Annotated in this window: 22 protein-coding genes; 9 read left to right on the forward strand and 13 right to left on the reverse strand. The window is 72.9% G+C overall.

Annotated elements, in window-relative coordinates:
• Positions 1-86: 86 nt before the first annotated feature.
• The gene (locus H030_RS38005; protein ID WP_051223826.1) at positions 87-1043 is read left to right on the forward strand and encodes an HAD family acid phosphatase; all 957 of its coding nucleotides are present in this window, start codon (positions 87-89) and stop codon (positions 1041-1043) included.
• Between the two features lie 30 nt (positions 1044-1073).
• The gene (locus H030_RS35665) at positions 1074-3251 is read left to right on the forward strand and encodes a hypothetical protein (protein WP_051223827.1); all 2178 of its coding nucleotides are present in this window, start codon (positions 1074-1076) and stop codon (positions 3249-3251) included.
• Between the two features lie 33 nt (positions 3252-3284).
• On the opposite strand, the gene H030_RS35670 is transcribed toward H030_RS35665, so the two are convergent.
• Positions 3285-4790 carry a flavin-containing monooxygenase gene (locus H030_RS35670; protein WP_051223828.1) on the reverse strand — a complete coding sequence of 502 codons (1506 nt, stop codon included), beginning with the start codon at positions 4788-4790 and terminating at the stop codon, positions 3285-3287.
• Positions 4791-4865: 75 nt separating this feature from the next.
• Here H030_RS35670 and H030_RS0127150 point away from each other — a divergent pair, with 75 nt between their 5' ends.
• Positions 4866-6065 (forward strand): helix-turn-helix domain-containing protein, encoded by a 1200-nt coding sequence (locus H030_RS0127150; protein WP_027008438.1) that lies wholly within the window; start codon positions 4866-4868, stop codon positions 6063-6065.
• Here H030_RS0127150 and H030_RS35675 read toward each other — a convergent pair.
• Positions 6003-7439 (reverse strand): MFS transporter, encoded by a 1437-nt coding sequence (locus H030_RS35675; RefSeq protein WP_081691214.1) that lies wholly within the window; start codon positions 7437-7439, stop codon positions 6003-6005. The genes H030_RS0127150 and H030_RS35675 overlap by 63 nt on opposite strands.
• Positions 7440-7505: 66 nt before the next feature.
• On the opposite strand from H030_RS35675, the gene H030_RS0127160 reads away from it, so the two are divergent.
• Positions 7506-8090 carry a TetR family transcriptional regulator gene (locus H030_RS0127160; RefSeq protein WP_027008439.1) on the forward strand — a complete coding sequence of 195 codons (585 nt, stop codon included), beginning with the start codon at positions 7506-7508 and terminating at the stop codon, positions 8088-8090.
• Positions 8091-8092: 2 nt separating this feature from the next.
• On the opposite strand, the gene H030_RS0127165 is transcribed toward H030_RS0127160, so the two are convergent.
• Entirely contained in the window at positions 8093-8953 is an 861-nt protein-coding gene (locus H030_RS0127165; protein ID WP_155892303.1) for a queuosine salvage family protein, read from the reverse strand.
• 25 nt (positions 8954-8978) lie between these two features.
• Between H030_RS0127165 and H030_RS0127170 the strand changes: the two genes are divergently transcribed.
• Complete coding sequence (locus H030_RS0127170; RefSeq protein ID WP_027008441.1) at positions 8979-9968, forward strand: ABC transporter substrate-binding protein; 990 nt, start codon at positions 8979-8981, stop codon at positions 9966-9968.
• Positions 9969-10128: 160 nt separating this feature from the next.
• On the opposite strand, the gene H030_RS35680 is transcribed toward H030_RS0127170, so the two are convergent.
• From H030_RS35680 to H030_RS0127200, 6 genes are read right to left on the reverse strand one after another with little or no spacing between them, the layout of a single operon-like run.
• Positions 10129-10734 (reverse strand): VOC family protein, encoded by a 606-nt coding sequence (locus H030_RS35680; RefSeq protein ID WP_081691215.1) that lies wholly within the window; start codon positions 10732-10734, stop codon positions 10129-10131.
• Positions 10735-10739: 5 nt separating this feature from the next.
• A complete protein-coding gene (locus H030_RS0127180; RefSeq protein ID WP_027008442.1) occupies positions 10740-12917 on the reverse strand; it encodes an FUSC family protein in 2178 nt (725 codons plus the stop codon).
• Between the two features lie 12 nt (positions 12918-12929).
• Positions 12930-14450, reverse strand: a complete 1521-nt coding sequence (locus H030_RS0127185; RefSeq protein WP_027008443.1) for an acyl-CoA carboxylase subunit beta — start codon at positions 14448-14450, stop codon at positions 12930-12932.
• Positions 14447-16288: an acetyl/propionyl/methylcrotonyl-CoA carboxylase subunit alpha gene (locus H030_RS0127190; protein WP_027008444.1), complete on the reverse strand. Its 1842-nt coding sequence runs from the start codon at positions 16286-16288 to the stop codon at positions 14447-14449. Before H030_RS0127190 ends, H030_RS0127185 begins: the two co-directional genes overlap by 4 nt.
• Positions 16281-17201 carry a hydroxymethylglutaryl-CoA lyase gene (locus H030_RS0127195; protein WP_027008445.1) on the reverse strand — a complete coding sequence of 307 codons (921 nt, stop codon included), beginning with the start codon at positions 17199-17201 and terminating at the stop codon, positions 16281-16283. The genes H030_RS0127190 and H030_RS0127195 overlap by 8 nt, the downstream gene beginning before the upstream one ends.
• 9 nt (positions 17202-17210) lie before the next feature.
• Positions 17211-18344 (reverse strand): acyl-CoA dehydrogenase family protein, encoded by a 1134-nt coding sequence (locus tag H030_RS0127200; RefSeq protein WP_027008446.1) that lies wholly within the window; start codon positions 18342-18344, stop codon positions 17211-17213.
• Between the two features lie 64 nt (positions 18345-18408).
• On the opposite strand from H030_RS0127200, the gene H030_RS0127205 reads away from it, so the two are divergent.
• Entirely contained in the window at positions 18409-19002 is a 594-nt protein-coding gene (locus tag H030_RS0127205) for a TetR/AcrR family transcriptional regulator (RefSeq protein WP_027008447.1), read from the forward strand.
• Between the two features lie 145 nt (positions 19003-19147).
• Positions 19148-19894 (forward strand): hypothetical protein, encoded by a 747-nt coding sequence (locus H030_RS0127210; RefSeq protein WP_027008448.1) that lies wholly within the window; start codon positions 19148-19150, stop codon positions 19892-19894.
• A gap of 30 nt (positions 19895-19924) precedes the next feature.
• Here H030_RS0127210 and H030_RS0127215 read toward each other — a convergent pair whose 3' ends face one another.
• Entirely contained in the window at positions 19925-20371 is a 447-nt protein-coding gene (locus H030_RS0127215; protein ID WP_027008449.1) for a hypothetical protein, read from the reverse strand.
• A complete protein-coding gene (locus tag H030_RS0127220) occupies positions 20371-20949 on the reverse strand; it encodes an HdeD family acid-resistance protein (protein WP_081691216.1) in 579 nt (192 codons plus the stop codon). Before H030_RS0127220 ends, H030_RS0127215 begins: the two co-directional genes overlap by 1 nt.
• A 120-nt stretch (positions 20950-21069) precedes the next feature.
• On the opposite strand from H030_RS0127220, the gene H030_RS0127225 reads away from it, so the two are divergent.
• Entirely contained in the window at positions 21070-22194 is a 1125-nt protein-coding gene (locus H030_RS0127225) for a hypothetical protein (RefSeq protein WP_027008451.1), read from the forward strand.
• Here the strand turns inward: H030_RS0127225 and H030_RS0127230 are convergent.
• A complete protein-coding gene (locus H030_RS0127230; RefSeq protein WP_027008452.1) occupies positions 22191-23018 on the reverse strand; it encodes a p-hydroxycinnamoyl CoA hydratase/lyase in 828 nt (275 codons plus the stop codon). The two genes, H030_RS0127225 and H030_RS0127230, sit on opposite strands and share 4 nt — an antisense overlap.
• A gap of 20 nt (positions 23019-23038) precedes the next feature.
• Entirely contained in the window at positions 23039-24580 is a 1542-nt protein-coding gene (locus H030_RS0127235; RefSeq protein WP_035130280.1) for a class I adenylate-forming enzyme family protein, read from the reverse strand.
• A gap of 38 nt (positions 24581-24618) precedes the next feature.
• Here H030_RS0127235 and H030_RS0127240 point away from each other — a divergent pair.
• Positions 24619-26048: aldehyde dehydrogenase family protein (locus tag H030_RS0127240; protein ID WP_027008454.1), on the forward strand; the 1430-nt coding region annotated here is incomplete at its 3' end.

Genomic DNA, 26048 nt, shown 5'->3' on the forward strand with positions numbered 1-26048 from the left:
TTCTTACCCTGAAAACCGGTCGTCCGGTGACGGACTTGTGAACATCGGGTTCGGGTGCGCGGGCAACCGGGCAGACAGCGGGCCTGATGCTTCGCCGCGCCTTCCTCCTCGGGGCCCTCGGGGCCGCCGTCCTCGCCGCTCCCGCGCCCGCCGCCACCGACTACCTCGCGACCGGCGGCTCGGTCTTCACCTCGCTGCGCCCGACCGGGATCGGGCTGCCGCAGCTCGGCGCGTCCGGGACCGTCGGCGCCGGCGACCTGCCGTCCGCGTTGCGGACCTACCACGACGGCGGCCAGTACGACAGGGACCTCGCCGACGTCGCGGGCGCCGCGCAGGACTACCTCGACGCGCGCCTGAACGGCGACGCCGACGGCGCCGCGTCGACCTCCACCCCGGCTCCCGCCCCTGCCCCGAGCGCGTCCGGCGGTGGTGCAGCGACCGGCGGAGGATCCTCGCCGGCCTCGAGCAGGCAGACCGCCGCCGGGACCAGGTGCACCACCAGGTACGTCCGGATCAAGCGCGCCAAGGGCAGGGCGGCGCTCTACCGGCGCAAGGTCACGTGCCCGAAGAGGAGGACGACCGTCAGGCGCTCCGCCGCCGCCAGGCCCGCGATCGTCCTCGACATCGACGAGACCTCGCTGTCCAACTACGCCGGGCTGGTCGCGTCGAACTTCTCCTCGATCGGCACCGCGATCCCCGCCGCGGCCGGGACCGGCACGGCGATCGCCCCGACGCTCGCGCTCTACAAGGACGCGCGCGCCCGCGGCGTCGCGGTCTTCTTGGTCACCGGCCGCCCGTCGCTGATCGACTCGGCGACCCAGAGCAACCTCAGGTCCGTCGGCTACAACCAGGGCTGGGACGGCCTGCAGTACAAGCCCGCCGACCAGGGCACCGAGGCCTTCAAGGCCGGCGCCCGCGCCGCGATCGAGGCCAGGGGCTACGACATCCTCGTCAACATGGGCGACCAGGAGTCCGACCTCGACGGCGGCCACGCCGACCGCGCGTTCAAGCTCCCCAACCCCTATTACTTCATCGCGGATTGACTCCGAAGTCGCTGAGGAACACAATGCGGCGTGGCCGCCCGTGACAAGTACCAAACGCTCACGCTCGCGGACCTGTTCGCCGCGCGTGACGCCTACCAGGTCCACCTCGCCCGCCTGCCGAACGTCGTCGGCACCGCGCTCGGCCTCTACCTCGAGCGCGAGGACGAGCTCGCCGAGGGCCTGACGCCGCACGAGCGGCGCGCGCGGCCTGCGACCGGCCGCGAGCCGCGCACGCTCGCCAACTCCGCGCCCGGCCCGACGTCATGGCCGTGCGTCCTGGTCTTCGTCTCGGCCTGGCTGACGCCGAGGCAGATCCGCGAGGCGCCGGACGCGATGGTCCCGCGCGAGCTCTACCTGCCCGACGGGCGCACGGTCCCGACCTGCGTCGTCTTCACGCCGCCGGTCGCCGGCCCGCCCGACGAGCACGCGACGCTGAGCTACCCGAGCGCGCTGATCGGCGGCGGCTACGTGTGCGAGTCGTTCGTGCAGGGCCAGATCCGCACCGGGACGATCGGCTGCCTGGTCACCGACGGCGACGTCGTCTCCGCCCTCACCAACCGCCACGTCGCGGGCGAGGCCGGCCGCCGCCTGCACACCGAGGTCGGCGGATCGGAGGTCCCGATCGGGACCTCCTCCGGCACCGCGGTCGGCCGCGTCCCGCTCGGCGCCGTCTACCCTGGCCTCGGCGGCGACCGCGTCGAGCTGGCGGTGGACGCGGGACTCATACAACTCGACGACATCAACAACGCCACCGCACAGGTCTTCGGCGTCGGCACGCTCGGCGCGGTCGTCGACGTCGGCGGCGCCGAGTCGCTGTCGCTGGAGCTGATCGGCCAGGACGTCCGCGCCTTCGGCGGCGCGTCCGGCGCGCTGACCGGCCAGGTGCTCGCGCTGTCCTACCGCTACAGGTCGCTGGCCGGGACCGACTACGTCGCCGACGTCCTGATCGGCCCGCGCGAGGGCGGCGAGCTGCCGACGCGGCCCGGCGACTCCGGCACGCTCTGGGTCGCCGACGGCCCGCCGCTGCAGGCCGATCCCCAGGCGCGCCCGCGGCCGATCGCCCTGCAGTGGGGCGGCCACCGCTTCGGGACCGGCGCGAGGAGGGAGTCGCCCTATGCGCTGGCGACGTTCCTGTCGACCGCGCTGAGCCAGCTGCAGGTCGACGTCCTCGCGGACTTCAACGCCGACCATGACACCTACTGGGGCACCACCGGCCACTACACGATCGGCGCGCTGGCCTGCGACCTGGTCAGGCCCGCCGGGTGGAAGTCCTACATGGTGGCCAACCGCACCAACATCGGGTTCGAGATCGCCGACATCGAGGACGGCAGGTACCTCGACCTCGAGACCCAGCGCCACTTCATCCCGCTCGCCGACGTCCCGGACCGCGTCTGGAAGCACCCGGTCTTCGACCCCACCGCCAAGCGCGGGCGCGAGGGCCCCAACCACTACGCCGACGTCGACCAGCCGCTGCCCGGCGCCGCGCCCACCGAGACGTTGTTGTCCAACTACCTCGCCGACCCGGCGACGCTCACACCCGCGGCGTGGAACGCGTTCTACGAGCGGCTCGACCCGGTCCCGCACACCGACAGGCGCGGCATGCTGCCGTTCCGGGTCGCCCAGCTGTACAAGGAGGCGGTCGCCGCGCTGAGGTCCGGCGACGTGCTGCACGGCTTCTGCGCGCTGGGCGTGATGGCGCACTACGTCGGCGACGCCAGCCAGCCGCTGCACGGCTCGCAGTTCGCCGACGGCCGGCCCGACGACAGGCACAGGCACGTCCACGCGGGCTACGAGGACGACATGATGGACCGCCACCGCACGCAGCTGCGCGACGGCCTGGCCGTGACGCTGAAGAGGGCGAGGCTCCCCGCGCTCGTCAAGGGCCACCAGGCCGCCGCGCACGCGGCGATGGACCTGATGGCGCGCACCGCCGCGGCGATCCCGCCGCTGTCGATCTGCGACGCCTGGCAGGCGCCGGGCGCGACGCCGCAGACGCTGTGGGACCAGTTCGGCGACGCGACGATCGCCTGCGTCGCCGACGCGTGCGTGACGCTGGCGCTGCTGTGGTCCTCGGCCTTCGCGGAGTCCGGCGCGAGGGCGCCGGCGGCCGCCGCCCTGGACCCGAGGGACATCACGGCGCTGGTGGTGCAGGACGCGTTCGCCGAGTCCTACACCTTGCCGCTGTTCCTGGACGCCGCGATCTGGTGATCGCGGCGCGCGGGGCGGCGCGGCGCGCGGCGCCTAGGCGGCGACCGCGCGCTCCGGCTCGGTGTCCGGGTCGCGCTTGCCGGTCGCCGCGGAGAACCGCAGCTCGGGGTCGTTGACCGGCCCGTTGCGCAGCGTCTTGATGTCGGCCGCGTAGCTCATCGCCATGCTCCACGGCTGGCGGACGCCCTGGCGCGGGAACTCCTGCAGCGAGCGCTGGACGTAGCCCGCGGCGAAGTCCAGCAGCGGCCGCGTCTCCATGTTGGGGTCCAAGGCGTGCGGCGCGGCGATGTCGTGGCCGAAGCGGTCCATGTACCCCAACATGCGCGTGAGGTGCTCGCAGACGAGGTCGACCTTCAGCGTCCAGGACGAGTTCGTGTACCCGATCGCGAACGCGAAGTTCGGGACGTCGCTCAACATCATGCCCTTGTAGACCAGGTGGTCGTTGAGCCTGACGGGCGTGTCGTCGACCGTCAGCTGGACGCCGCCGAACGCCAGCAGGTTCAGGCCGGTCGCCGAGATGATGATGTCGGCGGGCAGGTGCTCGCCGCTGCTGAGCTGGATGCCGTCGGCGGTGAAGCGCTCGATCGTGTCGGTGACGATCGACGCGCCGCCCTTCTTGATGGCCTTGAAGAGGTCGCCGTCCGGGACCGCGCACAGGCGCTGGTCCCACGGGTTGTACCTGGGGTTGAAGTGCGTGGCGACGTCGTAGCCCTCGGGCAGCTGCTTCTTGACGCCCGCGGTCAGCAGGCGGCGGACCAGCTTGGGGTGCCTCTGCGCCAGCGAGTAGACGATCCTCTGCTGGGCGATGTTCTTCCGGCGCGTGATCGCATAGGCGCGCGCCTCGGGCAGCTTGCCGCGCAGCCAGTTGGCGATCGGGTCGCGCTGGGGCACCGAGGCGACGTAGCTCGGCGAGCGCTGCAGCATCGTGACGTGCGCGGCGCCCTCCTTGGCCATCGCCGGGACGATCGTCATCGCGGTCGCGCCGGAGCCGATCACGACGACGTTCTTGCCCTCGTAGTCGAGGTCCTCGGGCCAGTGCTGCGGGTGGATGATCGTGCCCTGGAAGTCCGAGAGGCCCGGGAAGTCCGGCATGAAGCCCTGGTCGTAGCGGTAGTAGCCGCCGGCGACGAAGAGCCAGTCGCAGGTGATCGTCTTCTCGGTGCCGTCGGCCAGCGCGACCTGCGCCGTCCAGCGCGCGTCGGCCGTCGACCAGCTCGCGCCGGTCACGCGGTGGCCGGTCCGGATGTGCTGCTCGATGCCGTTCTCGCGCGCGGTCTCGCGGATGTACTCGAGGATCGCGGGGCCGTCGGCGATCGACTTCTCGTCGCGCCACGGCTTGAAGGCGTAGCCGAACGTGTGCAGGTCGGAGTCCGAGCGGATGCCGGGGTACGTGAACAGGTCCCACGTGCCGCCGGTGGCCTCGCGGGCCTCCAGGATCATGTAGGACTTGGAGGGGGCCTCGGTCTGCAGGTGGTAGGCGCAGCCGATGCCGGACACCCCCGCTCCGACGATCAGGACGTCGACGTGCTCAGAGCTCATGCTCTGAAGGGTGGCCAGGTGACCGGATGTTCACCAGGGCAACTCGCCCCGTATTGCGGGTGTAGGTTGTGCACCATGCCCACCTGGGAAGCGCCCTCCCCACGCGTCGCGGAGCTGATCCGGCAGGGCGCGGTGCTGCTGCTCGAACAGCCCGCGGGCCTCTTCGACCAGGTCGACGCGGCGGTCCTCGACGCCTCGCCGTCGCGGCTGGTCGAGGACCCGGCGATCGCCGCCGCGGCGGTGGCGACCAACCACGCCAACGTCCTGCACTGGGCGCAGGCCAACATCCGCAAGCCGGGCGCCTACGTGCCCGGCAACCTGTCGCCGCAGGTGCTCGACCTCGCGCGCGACGTCGTGCGCCGCGGCCTGGACGACACGTCGCTGAACTCCTACCGCGTCGGCCAGAACGTCGCCTGGCGGCTGTGGATGCAGCTCGCGTTCTCGCTGACCACCGACCCGGCCGAGCTGCGCGAGCTGCTCGACGTGACCGCGCGCTCGATCTTCACGTTCGTCGACGAGACCGTCGACGGGATCCGCGAGCTGATCGAGCGCGAGCGCGAGGAGCTGGTCGGCGGCACGCACGCCGAGCGGCTGGAGACCGTGAACCTGATCCTCGAGGGCGCGCCGATCACCCGCACGCGCGCGAGCGAGCGGCTGCGCTACGAGCTGGCCGGCGAGCACACCGCGGCGGTCGTGTGGACCGAGGACGAGGGCGGCGGCCAGTCGGTCCTGGAGTCCGCCGCCGACGCGCTGGCCCGCGCGGCCGGCGCGCGCCGCGCGTTCACGGTCGTCGCCTCGACGCGCGCGCTGTGGGCGTGGTTCGCCGCGCCGGTCCCGGCGTCGTTCGCGCCGCCGCCGTCGATCCGGATCGCGCTCGGGACGACCGCGAGCGGCATGGAGGGGTTCCGGCGCTCGCACCTCGACGCGCTGGCGACCCAGCGGCTGATGCACCGCACGCCGCGCGACCTGCGGCTGGCGTCCTACCAGGACGTGCAGCTCGTCGCGCTCAGCGCGCAGGACGAGGAGAACACCGCGGAGTTCGTCTCGCGCACGCTCGGGCGCCTGGCGAGCGCCGAGCCCGAGCTGCGCGAGACGCTGCGCGTCTACATCCGCGAGGAGTTCTCCGCCTCCCGCGCGGCGCGCGCGCTGTTCGCCCACCGCAACACGGTCCTCAACCGCCTCGCGCGCGCCCGCGACCTCCTCCCCACGCCGCTAGAGGGCCACGGGCTCCAGGTCGGCCTGGCGCTCGAGATCGTCCACTGGCTGGGCGACTGACCGCCACGCGGCCAGGCAGACCAGCGCGGCGGCGGCCAGGGCGATCGCGTTGACGACCAGCGCGACGTGCATCGCAGCGGCCATCGTCGCGCCGCCGGCCATGCGCGAGGTCAGGATCACGCCGAGCACGGCCGGGCCGAGCGCGCCGCCGTACTGGCGCAGCGCGGTGTTGGCGGCCGAGGCCATCCCGGCGAGGTGGTGCGGGACGGCGTGGATGGCGGCGACCGCGACCGCGCTCAACATGAAGGCGTCGGCGATCCCGAGCACGGAGAGGCGCCACGTGACCGCGCCGAACGACGCGTCGTCGCCGAGGCCGCGCAGGAGCAGCATCGCGACCGCGCCGAGGCCGAGCCCGAAGGCGAGCGCGCCGATCGGGTGCACGCGCCGCATCGCGCGGCCGACGAACGGGCTGGCCAGCGCGGTCACCAGGTTGATGAACAACAGCCGGTAGCCGATGTCCAGCGGCTTGAGGTGCTGGTCGGCGCCGAAGAAGATCGACAGCAGGAACAGCGTCCCGACGATCGCGAACAGCGCCACCAGCGCCGCGAAGCCGGAGGCCGCGAAGGCCGGCGACCGGAACAGCCGGACGTCGAGCAGCGGCGCGGGCGTGCGCAGCTCGACCGCGACGAACGCGGCCAGCGCGGCCGCGCCGAGGACGAGCGCGCCGACGGTCGCCGGGTCGGCCCAGCCGCGGTCGCCGCCCTCGATGACGCCGAAGATCGACGCGACGATCGCGACGGTGGCCAGCGCCTGGCCCGACCAGTCCAGCCGCCGGCCCTCGGGCGCGCGCGACTCCGGCAGCACGCGCTGGGCGAGCGCGCCGGTGACCAGCGCCAGCACGGCGACGGGCGCGAAGATCCAGCCCCAGCCCGCGTGCTCGAGGATCACGCCGGAGACCAGGGGGCCGACCGAGAGGCCGAGGACGAGCCCGGTCGCCCACAGCGCGACGTACTTCGCGCGGTCGTGCAGGTCCGGGACCGCGTGGGCGATCAGCGCGAGCGTCGTCGGCAGCAGCAGCCCGGCGCCGAGGCCGGAGACGGCCTGGCCCGCCCAGAGGACGTGCAGCGCCGAGGCGCCGGTTGCGGTGTTCGCGAGCGCGGCGATCGTCGCGCCGACGACCGTCAGCGCCATGCCCACCACGTACACCTTGCGGCGGCCGTGCAGGTCGCCGAAGACGCCGGCGCTGAGGATCGCGGCGGCCATCGGGATGATGTAGGCGTCGGTCACCCACTGCAGGTCGCTCGTCCCGGCATGGGTGCCCTGCCGGATCGTCGCCAGCGCGACGCTCACCGACGTGATCGGCACGTAGGTCACGAACACGCCGATCACCGCCAGCGCGATCGTGAGGCCCAGGGTCTTGCGCTGCGTCGTCATCTCTCGCTCGCCTTCTTCTGTCGCTTCGTAGAACTCCACGCGTTGAATTGTATTCTACGCGATGAAATGCCACGAGGACGACGACCGGGCGAGAGCGGTTCGAAGGACGACATCCTGCGTTCGGCGCGGGCGGCGTTCGCGCGCGACGGCTACCAGGGCGCGTCGCTGCGCGGGATCGCCCGCGACGCGGAGGTCGACGTCGCGCTGATCTCGCACTTCTTCAGGTCCAAGGCGGGGCTGTTCGGCGCGGTCGTGGAGTGGCCGTTCGACCCGGACGCCGCGGTCGCCGCGATGCTCGCGGGCGGCCGCCGCGAGGTCGGCGCGCGGATCGCGGGGGTGTTCGTCGGCCACTGGCGCCAGGAGGCGACGCGCTCGCCGATCCTGGCGCTGATGCAGGCGTCGATCACCGACGCGACCGCCGCCGCGCTGCTGCGCGAGTTCCTGAGCACGAAGCTGCTGATGCCCCTGCTCGCCGAGCTGCGCGCCGACCACCGCGAGCTGCGCGCGGGCCTGATCTCCGCCCAGCTGCAGGGCCTCGGGATCAGCCGCTACGTCACCGGCCAGCTCGCGCAGGACGCGGTCAGCGACGAGCAGGTGATCGCTGCGGTCGGCCCGGCGCTGCAGCGCTACGCGACGGGCAGGCTGGACTAGGACTAGTAGTAGATCGTGCGGCAGCGGTGCGCGGGGCGGGACGCGTAGCCCGCTTCGAGCGCGCGGTTCCAGAGCCAGTTGTCGAGGATCCGGGGCGGGACGCCGGCGCGCCGCGCCAGGCGCTCGCAGGCGGTGATCGTGCAGGCGCGCAGCTCGCGCTCCTCGGCGCCGCCCGCCTCGAGCAGCTCGCCCGCGTCGATGCGCGCGGCCAGCGCGGGGTCGTACTCCAGGACGCCGTCCAGGCGCAGGACGTGCGGGAGGAAGTTGTCGGCGAACACGGTGAGGTCGTCGATGTCTCGGAACTCCGCGGCGCCGGCGAGGACGAGGTCGTTGGCGGCGATCTGCGCGCGCTTGTAGAACGGCTCGTCGGCGTAGAACGACAACTCGATGGCGAGCAGCTCGGCGAAGGCTGCCGCCGAGCCGCCGGCGAGCGCGACGAGGTCGAGCGCGTCGCGGCCGGCGGCCCAGGTGCCGAGCTCGTTCAGCGCCTGCGCGTAGTACCCCATCAACTCGTGGTCGGGGTCCTCGTCGAGGACGGCGGCGACGTCGCCTGCCGTGAGCGACGGCAGCGCGTCCCACCAGATCCCCTCGGCGCGCGCGAAGGCGGTCAGCGCGTCGGTCATCGCCTCGGTCTCGCCGTGGCGCAGGGTCGAGAACCAGCCCGAGCCGAAGTTGATGGTGTCGATCACCAGCACGTAGCGGGCGACGTGCTCGCGGTCGCCCTCCAGCGGGTGGCGCGCGGGGTCGAACCCGACGACGCCGTCGGCGGCGCTGTCGACCCCATCAACAACGCGGACGTGCTCCGCCTGCGCGGTGATCTCCGCGGAGGCGGTCCGGACGCGCTCGGGCAGGCTCGGCGGCATGGCGACACCGTAGACTCCGGCGGCGATGCCCGCCCGTCGCGCGTGCCTCGCCGCCCTCTGCGGCCTGGCGCTCCTGCTCGCGGCCGGCTGCGGCTCCGGCGACGGCTCGTCCAACGGGACGGGCGGCCGGAAGACCGTGCAGCTGGCCCTCGACTTCACCCCCAACGCCGTCCACGCGCCGATCTACGCGGCCACGCGCACGGGGGCGGACGCGCGACATCACGTCCGGCTGGTGATCCGCCAGCCGGGGTCCGGGCCGGACGCGCTGAAGCTGGTCGCCGCGGGGAAGCTCGACATGGGCATCCTCGACATCTCCGACCTCGCGATCGCGCGCCAGCAGCACATCGACGTCGTCGGCGTCGGCGAGCTGGTGACCAAGCCGCTGGCCGCGCTGATCACCCGCGACGACGTCGCGCGGCCGCGCGACCTCGAGGGCAGGTCGGTCGGCGTGTCCGGCCTGCCGTCCGATCCGGCGTTCCTCAACGCCATCATCTCGCACGACGGCGGCGACTTCTCCAAGGTCAGGCAGATCACGATCGGCTTCAACTCCGTGACCGCGATCCTGGCCAAGAAGGTGCAGGGCGTCCCGGTGTTCTGGAACGCCGAGGGCGTCGCGCTGCGCGAGCGCGGCGTCAGGACCCACGAGTTCCGGGTCGACGACTACGGCGCGCCCGCCTACCCCGAGGTCATCCTCGTCACCGCGCGCAAGACGCTGCAGCGCGAGCCGGGCGTGATCAAGGACACGTTGTCGGCGATCGCCGACGGCGAGCGCGCCGTGCAGGCCGACCCGGACGCCGCGACCAGGCAGATCGCCAAGGCCTCCTCGACCGACGACACCAGGTTGATCGGCGCGCAGATCGCGGCCGTGCGCCCGGTGCTCTCCCCCACGCTGCAGCTGGACCGCCCGGTGATCGAGCAGTGGGCGGACTTCGCGACGAAGCTCGGCTTGGTGAAGGCCCGGCCGGACGTCGGGACGATGTTCGACTTCAGCGTCCTGGGCGCCGCGAAGAGCTAGGGTCGTGAGCCGGAAATTCGGCCGCAGCATCCGGGATGCTCGGCCCCGGATGACGGCCGTCGATGACCGCAGGTGAACCCCTGGTTCATCGAGGATCAGCGGCGGACGTCAGACGGCGGCGAGCGCACGGAGGCTGCCGGCGAATTTCCGGCTCACGACCCTAGGGCACCAAGAGCTCGCCGCCGTCGTCGGCCAGCGCGATGGCGGCGCGCGGCGGGCCGGTACGAACGTCGAGCCCGTGGCCGGGGCCGAGCCAGGCGTCGAGGCCGTCGACCTCCGGGAGCTGGATCCAGGCAATGCCCTTGGGTTGGACCTGGTGCTCGACGACCGCGCGTGACGGGCTCTGCTCGGGCGCGTCCCAGGTCAGGAAGAACGGCAGCCCGCGCGGGAGCGCCTCGTCGGCGCCGGCCATCGACCACGACAACAACGAGCCGTCCGGCCGCTCGCGCTCGCCGCGCAGCGCGTCGACCCCGGCGCGGCGCGTGGCTGCGAGGAAGTCGTCGGGCTCGACCGCCCAGCCGATCAACGAGCCCGCGCCCGCGGCGACCGCGCGGCCGAACGCGCTGCCCGCGGCGACCTCTGCGTCGGCGACCGCCACCAGCTCCACGTAGGCACCGCCGAGCGGGACGATCGCGTTGCGCGTCCCCCACGCCGGATGCGTGCCGCCGGCCAGCACGCCGAGCCCGGTCCGCGCGCTGAACGCGGCGGCCTCGGCCTCCAGGTCGGGGCCGGTGGCCAAGATGATGTGGTCGATCCGCATCCGCATGTCCTTCACGACGCGTGCGCGGTCGCGCCCCTCTCGGCCCAGCGCTCGGCCGCCTCGGCCAGGCGCGGCTCGTTGCGGCGCAGGACCTCCAGGTGCTGGCCCGCCCACGCGACGACGCGCGCGCCGTCGGCGTCGACCGCCGCGGGATCGCGCGCCCACGAGAGCACCTGGCGCTCCAGGCCGGCGTCCTGCGCCTGCGCGTCCGGCGCGCCCGCCGCGCGCTCGAACGCGCCGGCCAGCTCGCGGTGCCAGGCGCTGACCGCCGTCGTCTCGGCGTCGAGCGCGGCGCGTGCGGCCAGCGCCGTCGTGCAGACGTCGCCCGGCGACTCGTCGCGCCACAGCTCGTGCGCGCGGGTGAGCGCGTGAGCGGTCCGCCGGATGCGCGCGGCGCCCGCGACGAGCGTCCCGAACGCGTCCAGCCCGAGCTCGGTCGGCGCGCGCCGCTCGCCGAGCACCTGGCGGAACGCGGTGTCGAGGATGTCGTGGGCCTCCAGCGCCTCGCGGTGCAGCGCGCGCCCGCGCTCCAACGTCCCGCGGTGCTGGAGCAGCTCGACAGCGCCGGCGAGGTAGGCGACCGACGCGTCGTAGTCGGCACGCAGCGCCGCCCGGACGACCGCGGCCGCGCCGCGCGGCCACAGCAGCACGCCCGCCAGCAGCGAGACGCCGAAGCCCGCGGCGACGTCCTCCAGCCGCACGGTCCCGATCGTCGACCAGCCGACCGGATGGATGATGTTCAACAACGTCAGCAACAGCAAGGAGAACGACGCCTGCGCCGCCAGGAACGAGATCGCCTTCGGCGCGTAGGCCACGAAGAACGCCACGAACGGGAGCAGGAACCACAACAACGTCGTGTGGTCGCCGATCACCCAGATCACCGCGCCGCCGACCAGCAGGCCGGCGAGCGTCCCGAGCAGCGCGTCGCGGATCGACGTCCCGGTCCCGAGCGCGTGCGAGCGCAGCACCGACAGCGTCCCGAGGACGATCCAGTAGGCGTTGGTCGCGTCGGTCACCTGGCCGACGAACGCCGCGCCGGCCAGCGCGAGCGCGCCGCGGACCGCGTTGCGGAACCACACCGACTCCATCGACGCGTGCGTCTGCAGCTCGGCGCGGCGACCGGTCAGCGCGCCCATCTGCGCGGCCTCCTCCTCGTAGTCGCGCTGGTCCGGCGCGTCGGCGCCGGTGACGATCAGCGCGTGGCGCCCGAGGTTCCAGATCGCGTCGGCGAGCGCCGTGAGCCGGAACGCCTCGCGCAGCGCCGGGCGGCCGACGACCTCGCCGCTGGCGCGCAGCAGCGACACCGAGCGGCCCACCGCCTCGCTCGCCTCGTCCAAGGCGTACAGGTCGATCGGCGCGGCGACCTCGCCGTCCGACGCCAGCCGCTCCGCCGCGCCGTCGAGGACCGCGGCCGCGGCCGCGTTGATCGCCGCGTGGTGCTCCGGCCACGGGTTCGCCGCCGCGTCCTCCGGCGTGGCGTGGCTGAACGGCAGCGCGCCGTCGAGGTCGTCGATCAGCTGCGCGAGCGCCGCGGTCGGGCCGGACGGGCCGGACGGCCGGTACGGCGTCGCGGCGAACGCGCGCTCCATCGCGGTGACCGCCTCACGCGCCGAGGCGCGCGCCTCGGTGTGCGCGTCGCCGGTCGTCCGCAGGCAGGTCGCCATCGCCCGGCACGCCCGCGCCGCGGCGCCGCGCACGGGCGCCTGCGGGCGCGACGGCCACAGCGTCAGCTGCGCCGTGATCGCGAACACGCAGGCCAGCGCCCAGCCGCCCAGGCGCGGCCCGATCGCGTCGGAGCCTGCCGGGATCATCAGCGAGACCGTGAACACCAACAACGCCGCCGGGCCCGCCGTCGCGACGTAGCCGTCCACGATCCCGGCGTAGAGCACCAGGAACGCCACGACCGCCATGACCAGCGTCGCCGCAACCGTCGACCGCGAGCACACCGTCGCCAGCGGGATCAGCGCGAACCCGGCGGCCGCCGTCCCCAGGTACGCGGGGATCCGGGCGCGCATCGGCCCGCCGAAGTCGGCGAACACCAGCAGCGCGATCGTCCCGAACGCCGCGATCACCGACGCCCGCGGCTCACCCCACCACAGCTTCGTGATCGCGAAGACGATCGGCAGCACCAACGCGGTGCGCAGCCCGCCGCGCAGCGCGAGCTTGGCGGGGTCGTGAGGTCGCCACATCGCCGGCCGACTCTACATGCGGAAGACGCCGTAGCCCACGGGCTCCAGCGGCGCGTTGGAGCAGGCCGCCAGCGCGCGGGCCAGGACGGCGCGGGTGTCGCGCGGGTCGATCACGCCGTCGTCCCACAGGCGGGCGGTCGAGTACCAGGGCTTGCCCTGCTCGTCGTACTGGTCCTTGAGCTGGGCGCCGACCTCGGGCTGGCCGACCTCGGTCATGACCGTCGCCGCCTGCTCGCCGCCCATCACGCTGATCCGCGCGTTGGGCCACATGAACAGGAACCGCGGCGAGTAGGCGCGGCCGCACATCCCGTAGTTGCCCGCGCCGAACGAGCCGCCCACGATCATGGTGATCTTGGGCACGCGCGCGGTCGCGACCGCGGTGACGAGCTTGGCACCGTCCTTGGCGATCCCGCCCGCCTCGTAGTCCCTGCCGACCATGAAGCCGGAGATGTTCTGGAAGAACAGCAGCGGGATCTCGCGGCGGTCGCACAGCTCGATGAAGTGCGCGGCCTTCAGCGAGGACTCGCTGAACAGGATCCCGTTGTTGGCGACGATCCCGACCGGGTGGCCGTCGAGGTGCGCGAACGCGGTGACGACCGTCGTGCCGTACAGCTCCTTGAACTCGTGCAGCTCGGAGTCGTCGACCACGCGGCGCAGGAGGTCGCGCACGTCGTAGGGCGTACGGGTGTCGGTCGGGACGAGGTCGAGGATCGACTCGGCGTCGTGCTTCGGCAGCCGCGGCGCCTGGCGCGCCCACGGCGCGTCCGGATCCGGCGGGAGCGTCGCGACGATCGAGCGGACGATCTCCAACGCATGGTCATCATCTTCGGCGAGGTGGTCGACGACGCCCGAGGTGCGTGCGTGCACGTCGCCGCCGCCCAGCTCCTCGGCGGTGACGACCTCGCCGGTCGCGGCCTTCACCAGCGGCGGGCCGCCGAGGAAGATCGTGCCCTGGTTGCGGACGATGACGGTCTCGTCGCTCATCGCCGGGACGTAGGCGCCGCCGGCCGTGCAGGACCCCATCACGCAGGCGATCTGCGGGATCCCGAGCTTCGACAGGTTGGCCTGGTTGTAGAAGATGCGGCCGAAGTGCTCGCGGTCGGGGAAGACCTCGTCCTGCATCGGCAGGAACGCGCCGCCGGAGTCGACGAGGTAGACGCACGGCAGCCGGTTGTGCAGCGCGATCTCCTGCGCGCGCAGGTGCTTCTTGACCGTCATGGGGTAGTAGGTCCCGCCCTTGACGGTGGCGTCGTTGGCAACGACGATGACTTGCCGGCCGCTGACCGTGCCGATGCCCGCGACGACGCCGGCGCCGGGCGCCGCGCCGTCGTAGAGGCCCTCGGCGGCGAGCGCTGAAAGCTCCAGGAACGGCGCGCCCGGGTCGCAGAGCCGCTCGACGCGGTCGCGCGGCAGCAGCTTGCCGCGCGCCGTGTGGCGGGCGCGCGCCTTCTCGCCGCCGCCCGCCTGGACGCGCGCAAGGCGGGCGTCGAGGTCCTCGATCAACGCAAGGTGGTTGTCTCGGTGACCGCTCATGCCTCTGCCTCCACGACCGCCAGCAGCGGCTGCCTGAGCGTGACCCTGTCGCCGGCCCTGAGGTCCAGGCCCTCGACGACGCCCGCGGTGGGCGCGGTGATCGACAGCTCCATCTTCATCGACTCCAACACGATCAGGACGTCGCCCTCCTCCACGGCATCGCCGTTGCTGACGTTGACCGCCCAGATCGTCCCGGGCATCGGCGCCTCCAGCGATCCCGCCAGCGCGCCGGCCCCGGACCGGACGGGCCGGTGGGTCGCGACCGCAAGATGATGTCCATCGCGGAAGACGTAGACCACGTCCTCACCTTCGAGCGCGATCGCGTACCGACGCCGGACGCCGTCGAGGGTGACGTAGGCGAAGCCGTCGCCGCTCCACGCGAACGCGGCGCCGTCCCAGCGCTGGTCGCCGACGGTGACGACGCCGTCGGCGACGCGCGCCTCGCCGTGGTCCTCCAGCGCGCGGCGCCAGGGCCCGGCCGGGTGCGCGGTCCCGGCGGCGGCCAGGACGGCGGCGGCGAGCAGGTCGCCGGGCGCGGGTAGGGCAAGCTGTTCGAGGACGCGCTCCAGCAGCCCGGTGTCCTGCTCGCCGGCGCGGACGTCGTCGCGGCCGATCAGCACGCGCGTGAACGCGGCGTTGGTCGTCACGCCCGCGATCGCGTACTGCGCCAGCGCGCGGTCCAGCCGGTCCAGCGCGGTCGCGCGGTCCGGGCCGTAGGCCACCACCTTGGCCAACATGGGGTCGTACGAGGTCCCGACGACGCTGCCCGCGCGGATGCCCGTATCGACACGTACGCCTTCGCCGTCCGGCAAGGCATGCACCTTGACAACGCCCGTCGCGGGCAGGAAGCCGCCGGCCGGGTCCTCGGCGTACAGCCGCGCCTCGACCGCGTGGCCGAGCGGCGCCAGCAGGTCCTGCTCGAGCGTCAGCTCCTCCCCCGCCGCGACGCGCAGCTGCTGCTCGACGAGGTCCAACCCGTACACCAACTCGGTGACCGGGTGCTCGACCTGCAGCCGCGTGTTCATCTCCAGGAAGAAGAACTCCGAGGCGTCGCCGGTGGCGATGAACTCGACCGTCCCGGCCCCCTCGTACCCGCACGCGCGCACGAGGGCCACCGCGGCGGCGCCCATCTCGGCGCGCAGCTGCGGCGAGACGACCGGCGACGGCGCCTCCTCCACGACCTTCTGGTGGCGGCGCTGCAGCGAGCACTCGCGCTCGCCGAGGTGGACGACGTTGCCGTGCCCATCCGCGAGCACCTGGATCTCGATGTGCCGCGGGCGCTCCAGGTACTGCTCGACGATCACACGGTCGTCGCCGAAGGCGCTCAGCGCCTCGCGCTGCGCGGCGGCCGTCGCGGCCTCCAGCTCGTCGGCGGCGCGCACGACGCGCATGCCCTTGCCGCCCCCGCCCGCGACCGCCTTGACGACGACCGGGAAGCCCGCGCCGTCGCCGGACGGCACGACCGGGACGCCCGCCGCCGCGGCCGCCTCCTTGGCCGCGCCCTTGTCGCCCATCAGCTCGATCGCCTCCGGCGGCGGGCCGATCCACACCAGCCCGGCGTCGCGGACGGCGCGCGCGAAGGCGGCGTTCTCGCTCAGGAACCCGTAGCCCGGGTGCACCGACCGCGCGCCCGCGACCCGCGCGGCACGCAGCAGCTCGTCCATGTCGAGGTAGGACCCGATCGACACCACCATGTCGGTCGCGTCGGCGTGCAGCGCGCCCGCGTCGGCCTCGGTCACCACGCCCACCGTCGACAGCCCCAGCCCGTGCGCGGTCCGCGCGACCCGCGCCGCGATCTCGCCGCGGTTGGCGATCAGGATCGGCGCCAGCTCACGCATCGTTCCACTCCACGGGCCCGGCCACGAGCGTGTGCGAGCCGAGCGGCCGGCCGAGCACGTCGCGCGCCGCGCGCGCCGCGCCGAGCAAGGACCCCAGGTCGATCCCCGTGTCGATCCCCATCTCCTCCAACATCGACACCAGGTCCTCGGTCGCGATGTTGCCGGTCGCGCCCGCCGGGACCGGGCAGCCGCCCAGCTCGCCGAACGACGACTCGAACGACTGACATCCCGCCTGCAGCGCCGCGTACACGTTCGCCAGGCCCTGCCCGCGCGTGTTGTGGAAGTGCGCGGTCAGCTCGACGTCGTCGCCGAGCGCCTCGCGCGCCGCCACGAAGAACTCCCCCACCTGCGCCGGGTTCGCCATCCCGGTCGTGTCGCCGAAGCCAATCTCGCTCGCCCCCGCCGCGATCAGCTGCTCCGCGATCCCGAACACGCGCTCCGGCGGCACGTGGCCCTCGTAGGGGCAGCCGAACGCGACCGACAGCACCGCCTCGCAGCGCAGCCCCTCGGCCACGCCGCGGCCGATCACGCGCTGAAGCCCCGCCAGCGACTCGGCGATCGGCCTGTTGACGTTGGCCCTGTTGTGGGACTCGCTCGCCGACATGAAGCAGTTGATCTCGGAGAACCGATCCCGATGCGCCAGCGCGTTGTCGAACCCGCGCTCGTTGGGGATCAGCACCGTGACCGCAACATCATCAGGAACGGAGATCGCCTCCAGCACCGCACTCGCGTCGGCCAGCTGCGGGATCACGTCGGCGCGGACGAACGACGTGACCTCCAAGCGCCGCACGCCCGTCCGGGCCAGCAGGTCGATCAGCGCCACCTTGTCGGCGCTCGCGATCACCTCGGGCTCGTTCTGGAACCCGTCCCGCGGGCCGACCTCGCGGATCCGGACCGACGAAGGCAATGCCATTACGAACCCCTACGCCCCGAGCGCCCGCGCGATGACCATCTGCTGGACCTCGTCGGTGCCCTCACCGATCGTGAGGATCTTGGCGTCGCGGTAGAACCGGCACACCGGGTACTCCTCGATGAACCCGTAGCCGCCGTGGATCTGCACGGCCTCCTCGGTGCAGCGCACCGCCAGCCGCCCGGTCTTCAGCTTCGCCTGCGCGGCGGTCAGCGTGAAGTTGCGGCCCTGGTCCTTCAACCACGCGGCCTTGTAGGTCAGCAGGCGCGCCGCCTCGATCTCCGTGGCCATGTCGGACAACTTGCCCTGGATGGCCTGGAACTTGGAGATCGACTGACCGAACGCCTTGCGCTCCCTGGCGTACTTCAAGGCCTCGTCCAACGCGCCCTGCGCGAGGCCGACGCCCATCGCCGCCACGCCGATCCGGCCGATGTCGAGGATGTGCAGGAACTGCTTGAAGCCGGCGCCGCGCGGGCCGAGCAGGTTGTCCTCCGGCACGCGGCAGTCCTCGAAGACGAGCGGGCGCGTGTCCGACGCGTTCCACCCCATCTTGCGATACGGCTCGCCCTGCTCGTAGCCGGGGGTCCCGTTCTCGACGATGAGGTTGGAGATCTCGCCGTCGCCGGTCCGGGCGGTGATCGCCACGTGGCCGGAGATCGACGTCCCCGCGTTGGTGATGAACTGCTTGGCGCCGTTGACGACCCAGCCGTCGCCGTCGAGCTCCGCGCGCGTCTTGACGTTGCCGGCATCGCTGCCCGCCTCGGGCTCGGTCAGGCCGAACGCGCCGAGCTTGCGCCCCGCGCACAGGTCCGGCAGCAGCCGCGCCTTCTGCTCGTCGTTGCCGAACAGGTAGACCGGCTGCGTGCCCAGCGACGTGTGCGCGCACATCGTGATCGCCACCGACGAGTCGATCCGCGTCAGCTCCTCGACGGCGATCGCGTACTGCAGCGCGGTGCCGCCCGCGCCGCCGACCTCCTCCGGGAACGGGATCCCCATCCACCCCAGCTCGCCCATCCTGGCGACCAGGTCATAGGGGAACGCCTTCGTGCGGTCCAGCTCCTCGGCCTGCGGCGCGACCTCGCCGGTGGCGAAGTCGCGGACCGTGCGCTGGAGCAGCTGGGTGTCGTCGTCGAGGTCGAACAGCATGGCCGGATCGTACCGAATGATCGTTCGAACTTCGAATGTCCATTCGGTAGAGTCCGCGGCTCCCATGGCCCTGCCGCCCCGTCCCCGTCGCGCCGCGTTGCGCGAGCGCTACGACCGCCGCCAGGCGGAGGTCGTCCAGGAAGCCGCTCGCGTCTTCGCGGCGCGCGGGTACGACCAGACGTCGGTGCCTCAATTGGCCGAGGAGCTCGGCATCGCGGCGGGCAGCCTGTACCACTACTTCAGGTCCAAGGAGCAGCTGCTGATCGCGATCTGCGACCAGCTCATGGACCCGCTGCTGGTCGAGGCGCGCGAGCTGCTCGACGACCCGGGCGACGACGCCGCCGAGCGGCTGCGGGACCTCGTCCGCCTCTGGGTTCGCCACGTGATCGCCCACCGCGACCACATGCTGGTGTTCCTGCAGGAGCGCCACGTCATCGACCACGGCGACCAGTGGCTGCCGGTCCGCCGCAGCCGCAAGCGCTTCGAGGAGCTGGTCGAGGAGGTCCTGGAGGACGTCCCGACCCGCCTCGGCGACCGCCGCCTGACGCTGTCGGCCCTGCTCGGCATGGTCAACCACACCGCCCAGTGGTACCGGCCCCGCGGCCGCCTCGACGCCGACGCCATCGCCGACGGCTACGCCGACCTGATCCTGGCGTAACGCGGCCCGCCGTCAGGATCCTGCCGCAAGCGGGACGGGTGTGACCCACTCCCGCGCCGGGTCTGATGTACTTCCGCGTTCCCCAGACGACGGGTGCCCCACGCGCCCGCCGTCATCGACAGAAGAAGCAGGAGAGGCTCCTCTGATGCAGAGCAAGAAGCTGCTGGCCGCGGCCGGTTTCGCCACGGTCGCGCTGGCGTCGGCCGCGTACGCGCAGTCCACCGCGCCCAACCAGTACAACGTCACCGGCGGCACGTCGATCCGCGGCGGCACGGCGGCCAAGCCGAAGGCGGCGGACCTGAAGTTCGCGTTCCAGCTGACGGCCGGCACCACGGTCCCGCAGGTCGTCAAGACCTACACGATCAAGGTCGAGGGCGGTCGTGTGAACTGGAAGATCGTCCCGAGCTGCGCGGCCGCCAAGATGGACGCGGCCGCCTCCGACGCGAGCTGCCCCGCGGCCTCCAAGGTCGGCAGCGGCACGCTGAAGGCGCTGATCGGCTCGACCGGCCAGCCGGCCTCCGACGCCCAGACCTGCACCCTGCCGTTCAAGATCTACAACTCGGGTGGCGGCAAGGCCGCGCTGTGGATCAAGACCGAGGGCGGCTGCCCGGTCCCGATCGCCCAGACGGTCCCGGCCAGGTGGACCCAGAGCGGCACGACCGGCGGCCTGACGTTCACGGTCCCGGACCTGCTGCGCCACCAGGTCGGCCTCGACCTGCCGGTCGTCGACGCCAAGGCGACGATCTCGAGGATCACGAAGACCGTGAAGGGCAAGAAGGTCGGCTTCCTGGAGTCGACCGGCTGCAAGGACGGCAAGCGCGACTTCTCGGTCCAGTTCACGACCGACGACGGCCAGTCGCAGACCGTCAAGAAGACGCTGGCCTACTGCTAGCCCGCTGACGACGCGCGTGCGGGACGGCTGCTACTGATCGTCGTAGCCGTCCTTCACGCCGTCCCAGAACGCGTTGGTCACCGAGTCGCGCGTGTTGGCGCTGCTCGAGGCCTGCGTGCGCAGGTCCTGGATCTGGCCCTGCAGCTCGGACTTCGCCGCCGCCTTGGCATCCGGATCGGTCGCGGTGACCGACTGCTTGAAGGCCCCGATCGCTCCGTTGAGCGTGTCCTGCTGGACGCGCGCCTGGCTCCTGACGCGTGACGAGACGTCGTCGCTGACGTCGCCGACCGCCTTCCTGAGGTCCGCGACCCCGGCCTGCACGCTGTCGACCGAGTCGGCGTCGGCGATCTGGCGCAGCGCCTCGCCGACCTTCTTGCCGGAGTCGTGCGCGTTGTCCTCGGGCGAGCTGCCGCAGCCGGCGGCGAACACGAGCAGCAGCGCGGCGAGCGCGGCGGCGACGGTCGTCCGGGCGCGCATCACGCCACGCTCCCGCCGCCGCGCGGAGCGAAGACCAGCGCCAGCTCCAGGAAGCCCTGGACGATGAGGCCGATCGAGACGATCCAGACGAGCGTCGCGATCCCGATCTCCGGCGAGTCCAAGATGATGAACCCGGCGACGATCCCGACGATGCCCCAGATCAGGTTCCACCAGCGCCCCTCGGCCTCGACGAACCCGCGCACGAGCTGCATCACGCCGGCGAGCACGAACCAGAAGCCGAGGATCCAGGCGACCGTCAGCACCGACGCGCCCGGCCGGACCATCAGGGCGATGCCGGCCAGGACGGCGAAGACGCCGAGGAAGATGTCGAGGATCCGCAGGCCGACCGAGACGTCGTGGCCGCCGACGCCGCGGACGAGCAGGCCGATCCCCCAGACCGCGAGGTAGATCCCGAACAGGAAGCCGATCGCCAGCAGCGTCGGCCCCGGCCAGACCAGCGCGGCGATCCCGACGAGGATCGTCAGGACGCCGAGGACGGCGGCCAGCCAGCGTGGCGGCCCGCCGGAGGGCGGCGCGGTGACGGCGATCGGTGGTGGCGGCATGGCAGCGGCGCTCATCGTGGCGGTGACCGTAGAGCCGCGGCGGGTGAGCGCCGGTCACTCGCGGCGGGTGAGAGCCCAACACGTTGCACATGATCTGTTGAGGTCGATCTGAGCGCGGCGCGCGAGGTTCCCGGCATGCTGCGCCTCCTCGCCGCCGGTCTGACGATGATCGTGGCCGTCGCCGGCTGCGGCGGCGCGCGCAGCGATGCGTCCGTCCCCGCGCCGTCGTGCGCCCGGATCGCCGACGCGACGCTGACCGGCGTGGCCGCGCGGATCTACGCGCAGGCCGCGGGCGGGCGCAACGTCGTGGCGGTGCGGCGGCGCTTCGCGCGGTCGCTGCTGCTGTCGCGCGCGGTCGTGGCCGGCGACGCGCGGGCGACGCGCCGCGCGCTGGCGCCGTTGTTGAAGAACCAGGTGCGGCGGCTGACGATCCGCGACGCGCGCGGGCGCGTGCTCGCGCAGCACGGGACGACGCGCGCGCTGGGGCCGGTGACCGGGACGATCCTGGCGCCGGACGGGCGCGTTGCCGGGACCTACCGGCTGGCGGTCGCGTCCGACGCGGCGATCGCGGGCGAGATCGGCGCGGTGACCGGCGCGCGGGTCGCGGTCCTGCCGGGCGTCCACCGCGCGGCGGAGGCCGGCGCGGCCAGCGGCGTCGTGCGCGGCGTCGCGTTCCCGCGCGGCGCGGTGACGGTCGCGATGCAGTACGACCCGCCGCGCGCGACCGAGTGCGGCGCGACCGCGCGGCAGACGCGCGCGCTGACGACCGTGGCGGTCGCGCAGCGGCTGTACGCGAGCGAGGCGGGCGGCGCGGCGACGGCCCGCGTGGCGCGCGTCGTCGCGCACGACCGCGCGCTGGTCGCGGCGGTCCGGGCCGGCGACGCGGCGGCGCTGCGCGCGGCGATCGTCGGGCTGTTCCGCGACCGGACGCTGCACGTGGTCCGGATCCGGGCGACGACCGCGGGCGGCGTCGTGGTCAACGACGTCGGCGGCCCGTACGTCCTGGCGCCCGCGACCCGCGCGCTGCCGGGTGGTGGCCGCGTGTGGCTGTCGGTCCAGGACGACACGGGGTACATGAAGCTCGTGCACCGCTTCACCGGCGCCCGCGTGACGCTGACCGCGCCCGGCGGCATCACCGTCCCCGGCTCGGCCGCGCTCGACCCGCTGCCGGACGCGGGCCGCGGCGACTGGCGCCAGAGCTACACCGTCACCGCGTTCCCGTCCGGCCCGCTGCGCGTGACGCTCGCGCCCGCGCGCTAGCCCTTGTTGTAGGCCTGCAGGCCGGGGCGGATCGCCTTGTCGTCGAGGAACTGCTTCAGCCCCTCTTCGCGACCCTTGGAGCGGTCGTTGAACTGGGACTGCTCGAGCTTGGCGTACAGGTAGTCGAGCGCGCCCTCCCACGACATCTCGGCGGCATGCTTGTAGCCGTTCTTGGCGGCGTCCATGACGACCGGGTTCTTGTCCAACAACGTCTTGGCGAGCGTGACGGTCTCGTCGCGCAGCTGGTCCAGCGGGACCGACTTGTTGACCAGGTTCATCTCGGCGGCGCGCCGGCCGTCGAACGTCTCGCCGGTCATGATGTACCACAACGCCTGACGGCTGCCGACGGTGTCGGCCAGGCAGCGGGAGACCATGCCGCCGGGCGGGATGCCCCAGTTGATCTCGCTGAGGCCGAACGTCGCCTCGTCGGCGGCGATCGCCAGGTCGCAGGAGACGAGCGGGATGAACGCGCCGCCGAAGCACCAGCCGTTGACCATGGCGATCGTGGGCTTGGAGAAGTGGCGCAGGATCCGGAACTGCCAGGTCTGCGACTGCTCGCGGACCTCGCGCTGGCGCCAGAGCGGGCCGCCGTCGACCTCGCGGAAGTACTCCTTGAGGTCCATGCCCGCCGACCACGCGTCGCCGGCGCCGGTCAGCACCACGACGCCGCACGCGTCGTCACGGTCGAGTGCGTGCAGCGCCTCGGCCATGTCGACGTTGAGCTGCGGGCTCATCGCGTTGCGCTTGTCGGGGCGGTTGAACTCCAGCCACCCGATGCCGTCCGCGACCGTGGTCCGGACCGTCTCCCACTCTTGCTCGCTCATGGTCTCCCCAGAGTATCAGTTCAACTGATATTGCGCTCGCGTCCGGCCCAGTGCGGATCGCGCAGCCGGTTCTTCAGCAGCTTGCCCGCGCCGGACTTCGGCAGCGGCTCGGTCGTCAGGTCCAGGGCGCGTGGGACCTTGAAGCCGGCGATCCGCTCGCGGCAGTGGGCGATCAGGTCGTCGGCAGTGATCGCGGGGTCGGTGACGGCGACCGTCGCGTGGACCGCCTCGCCCCAGCGCGCGTGCGGGACGCCGTAGACCGCGGCCTCGGCGACCGCCGGATGCTCGGCCAGGACCGCCTCGACCTCGACCGAGTACACGTTCTCGCCGCCCGAGATGATCATGTCCTTGAGCCGGTCGACCAGGAACAGGTAGCCGTCGGCGTCGGCGTAGGCGGCGTCGCCGGTGCGGTACCAGCGGTCGGGGGTCAGCGCGGCCTGCGTGGCCTCCGGTTGCTCCCAATACCCCAACATGACGTTGGGGCCGCGGACCCAGACCTCGCCGATCTCACCAGGTTGTAGGGGTTGGGTCGTGTCCGGGTCGCGGACCTCGACCTCGACGCCGATCACCGGCGCGCCCATCGAGGCCAGACGCGCGCCGTCGGCGCGGCGGTGGTCGGCGGGCGTGCAGGTCGTGACGGTCGGCGCGGCCTCGGTCATCCCGTAGAACTGCGCGACGTCGATGTCCGGGAAGCGCTGCAGGACGCGGCGCTGCAGCTCGGGCGTGATCGGCGAGGCCGCGTACTGGACGTGGCCGAGGCTGGAGAGGTCCGCGGTGTCCAGGTTGGGGTGGTCGAGCAACATCCCCAACATGGTCGGGACCAGGACGAGGTGGGTGATGTTGTAGGACTCGATCGCGGCCAGGACCACGGCGGCGTCGAAGCGCGGCAGGACGACCTGGTAGGCGCCGGCCCACGTCGCCGCGACGACGTTCGCCGTCCCCGCGACGTGGAACATCGGGCAGACGTGCAGCCACCGATCCTCCGCCCCGTGCCCTGTCGCCATGATGTTGTGGCGCGCGTTGGCGAGCAGGTTGCCGTGGCTGAGCATGACGCCCTTCGGCCGCCCGGTGGTGCCGCCGGTGTAGGAGATCGCGGCGAGCGCGCCGGTCTCCGGAGCCGCCGCCGCTGCGGGCGCGACGGCGGTCGCGGCTTCGCGCCACGCGTCGTACTCGGCGCCGACCATGAGCAGCGGGCAGCCGGCGGCGTCCGCGATGGCGCGGGCGGTCTCGGCGTTGGCGTCGTCGGCGACGAGCAGGGAGAGACGGGCGTCCTTCGCCAGCGCGGTCAGCTCCTCGGCGGCGAGGCGGGTGTTGAGCGAGACGACGACGCGGCCGGCGCTCGGGACGCCGAGGAACAGCTCGAGGTGCGTGAGCGAGTTCGCGGCCAGGACGCCGACGCGGCCGCCGTCCGGGACCGCGGCCAGCGCGGCGCCGAGCTGCGCGACGCGCGCCGCCAGCTCGGCGTAGGTGACGGTCGTGCCGCCGGCGGCGTCGACCACCGCCGGCTTGGTGGGGAACAGTCGGGCGGCGCGGCGCAGGGGCCAGGACAGGTCGTCGCTCATGGTTGACAGTTTGCCTGATACTTGCGATCGTCGCCACCATGTCTGAGGTCATCGTGGAACAGCCGCTGTTGATCGGCGGGGAGTGGGTCGGAGCGGAGGGCGGCCGGACGTTCGGCAAGGCCGACCCGTTCACGGGTGAGGCGGTGACCGAGGCGGCTGCCGCGTCGGTCGCGGATGCTGCGCGTGCGGCGGAGGCCGCCGACCGCGCCTTCCCCGCCTGGTCCGCCCTCGCCGCGGAGGAGCGCGCGGGGTTCCTGGGCCGCGCGGCGGAGCTCCTCGACGAGCGTGCGCCCGACATCGCATCGACGATGACCGCCGAGTGTGGCGCGACCTTCGGGTGGGGCATGTTCAACTGCGGTCTGGCCGCGGGGATGCTGCGGCATGCCGCGTCGTTGGCCGGGCAGGTCGATGAGGAAGTGGCGATCGAGTCCCACGTCCCGGGGCTGAACGCGCGGGCGGTGCGGCAGGCCGTCGGCGTGGTCGTCGGCATCGCGCCGTGGAACGCGCCGATCATCCTCGCCACGCGCGCGGTCGCGACGCCGCTGGCGTTCGGCAACACGGTGGTGCTGAAGGCGAGCGAGGAGTGCCCGCGCACGCACGCCGCCATCGCCGCCGCGATCAACGACGCGGGCGTTCCGGCCGGGGTCATCAACTTGATCACCAACCAGCCCGAGGACGCTGCCGAGGTGGTGGCCGCGTTGATCGAGCACCCCGCGGTCAAGCGCATCAACTTCACCGGCTCCACGAAGGTCGGGCGGATCATCGCCGAGAAGGCCGCGACCCAGCTGAAGCGCACGTTGTTGGAGCTCGGTGGCAAGGCGCCGTTCGTCGTGTTGCCCGACGCCGATCTCGACGAAGCCGCGGCCGCGGCCAACTTCGGCGCGTTCATGAACTCCGGCCAGATCTGCATGAGCACCGAGCGGATCGTCGTCGACCAGGCCGTCGCCGACGACCTCAAAAGCAAGTTGGTGGCCAAGGCCGAGGGCCTCGTCGTCGGCGACCCCCGCGACCAGGGCACGATGATCGGGCCGGTCGTCAACCAGGCCGCCGCCGACCGTGTGGCGGAGTTGCTCGAAGACGCCAAGGCCAAGGGCGCCGAGGTGCTGACCGGCGGCCAGGCCGACGGCCTGCTCCTCACCCCCACGATCGTCGCCGGCGTCACGCCGGAGATGCGGATCTACGCCGAGGAGTCCTTCGGCCCGATCGTCACGGTCATCGAGGTCGACGGCGCCGACGAAGCCGTCCGCGTCGCCAACGACACCGAGTACGGCCTCGCCGCCGCGGTCTTCGGCGACCCGGCGAGCGCGGAGGCGGTCGCCCGGCGGATCCAGTCCGGCATCTGCCACATCAACGGCGCCACCGTCCACGACGAACCCCAGATGCCCTTCGGCGGCGTCAAGCACTCCGGCTGGGGCCGCTTCGGCGGCGACGCCGCCCTCGACGAGTTCACCGAGCTCCGCTGGCTCAC

Source organism: Conexibacter woesei Iso977N, assembly GCF_000424625.1.
In the GTDB taxonomy this organism is placed as follows: domain Bacteria; phylum Actinomycetota; class Thermoleophilia; order Solirubrobacterales; family Solirubrobacteraceae; genus Baekduia; species Baekduia woesei_A.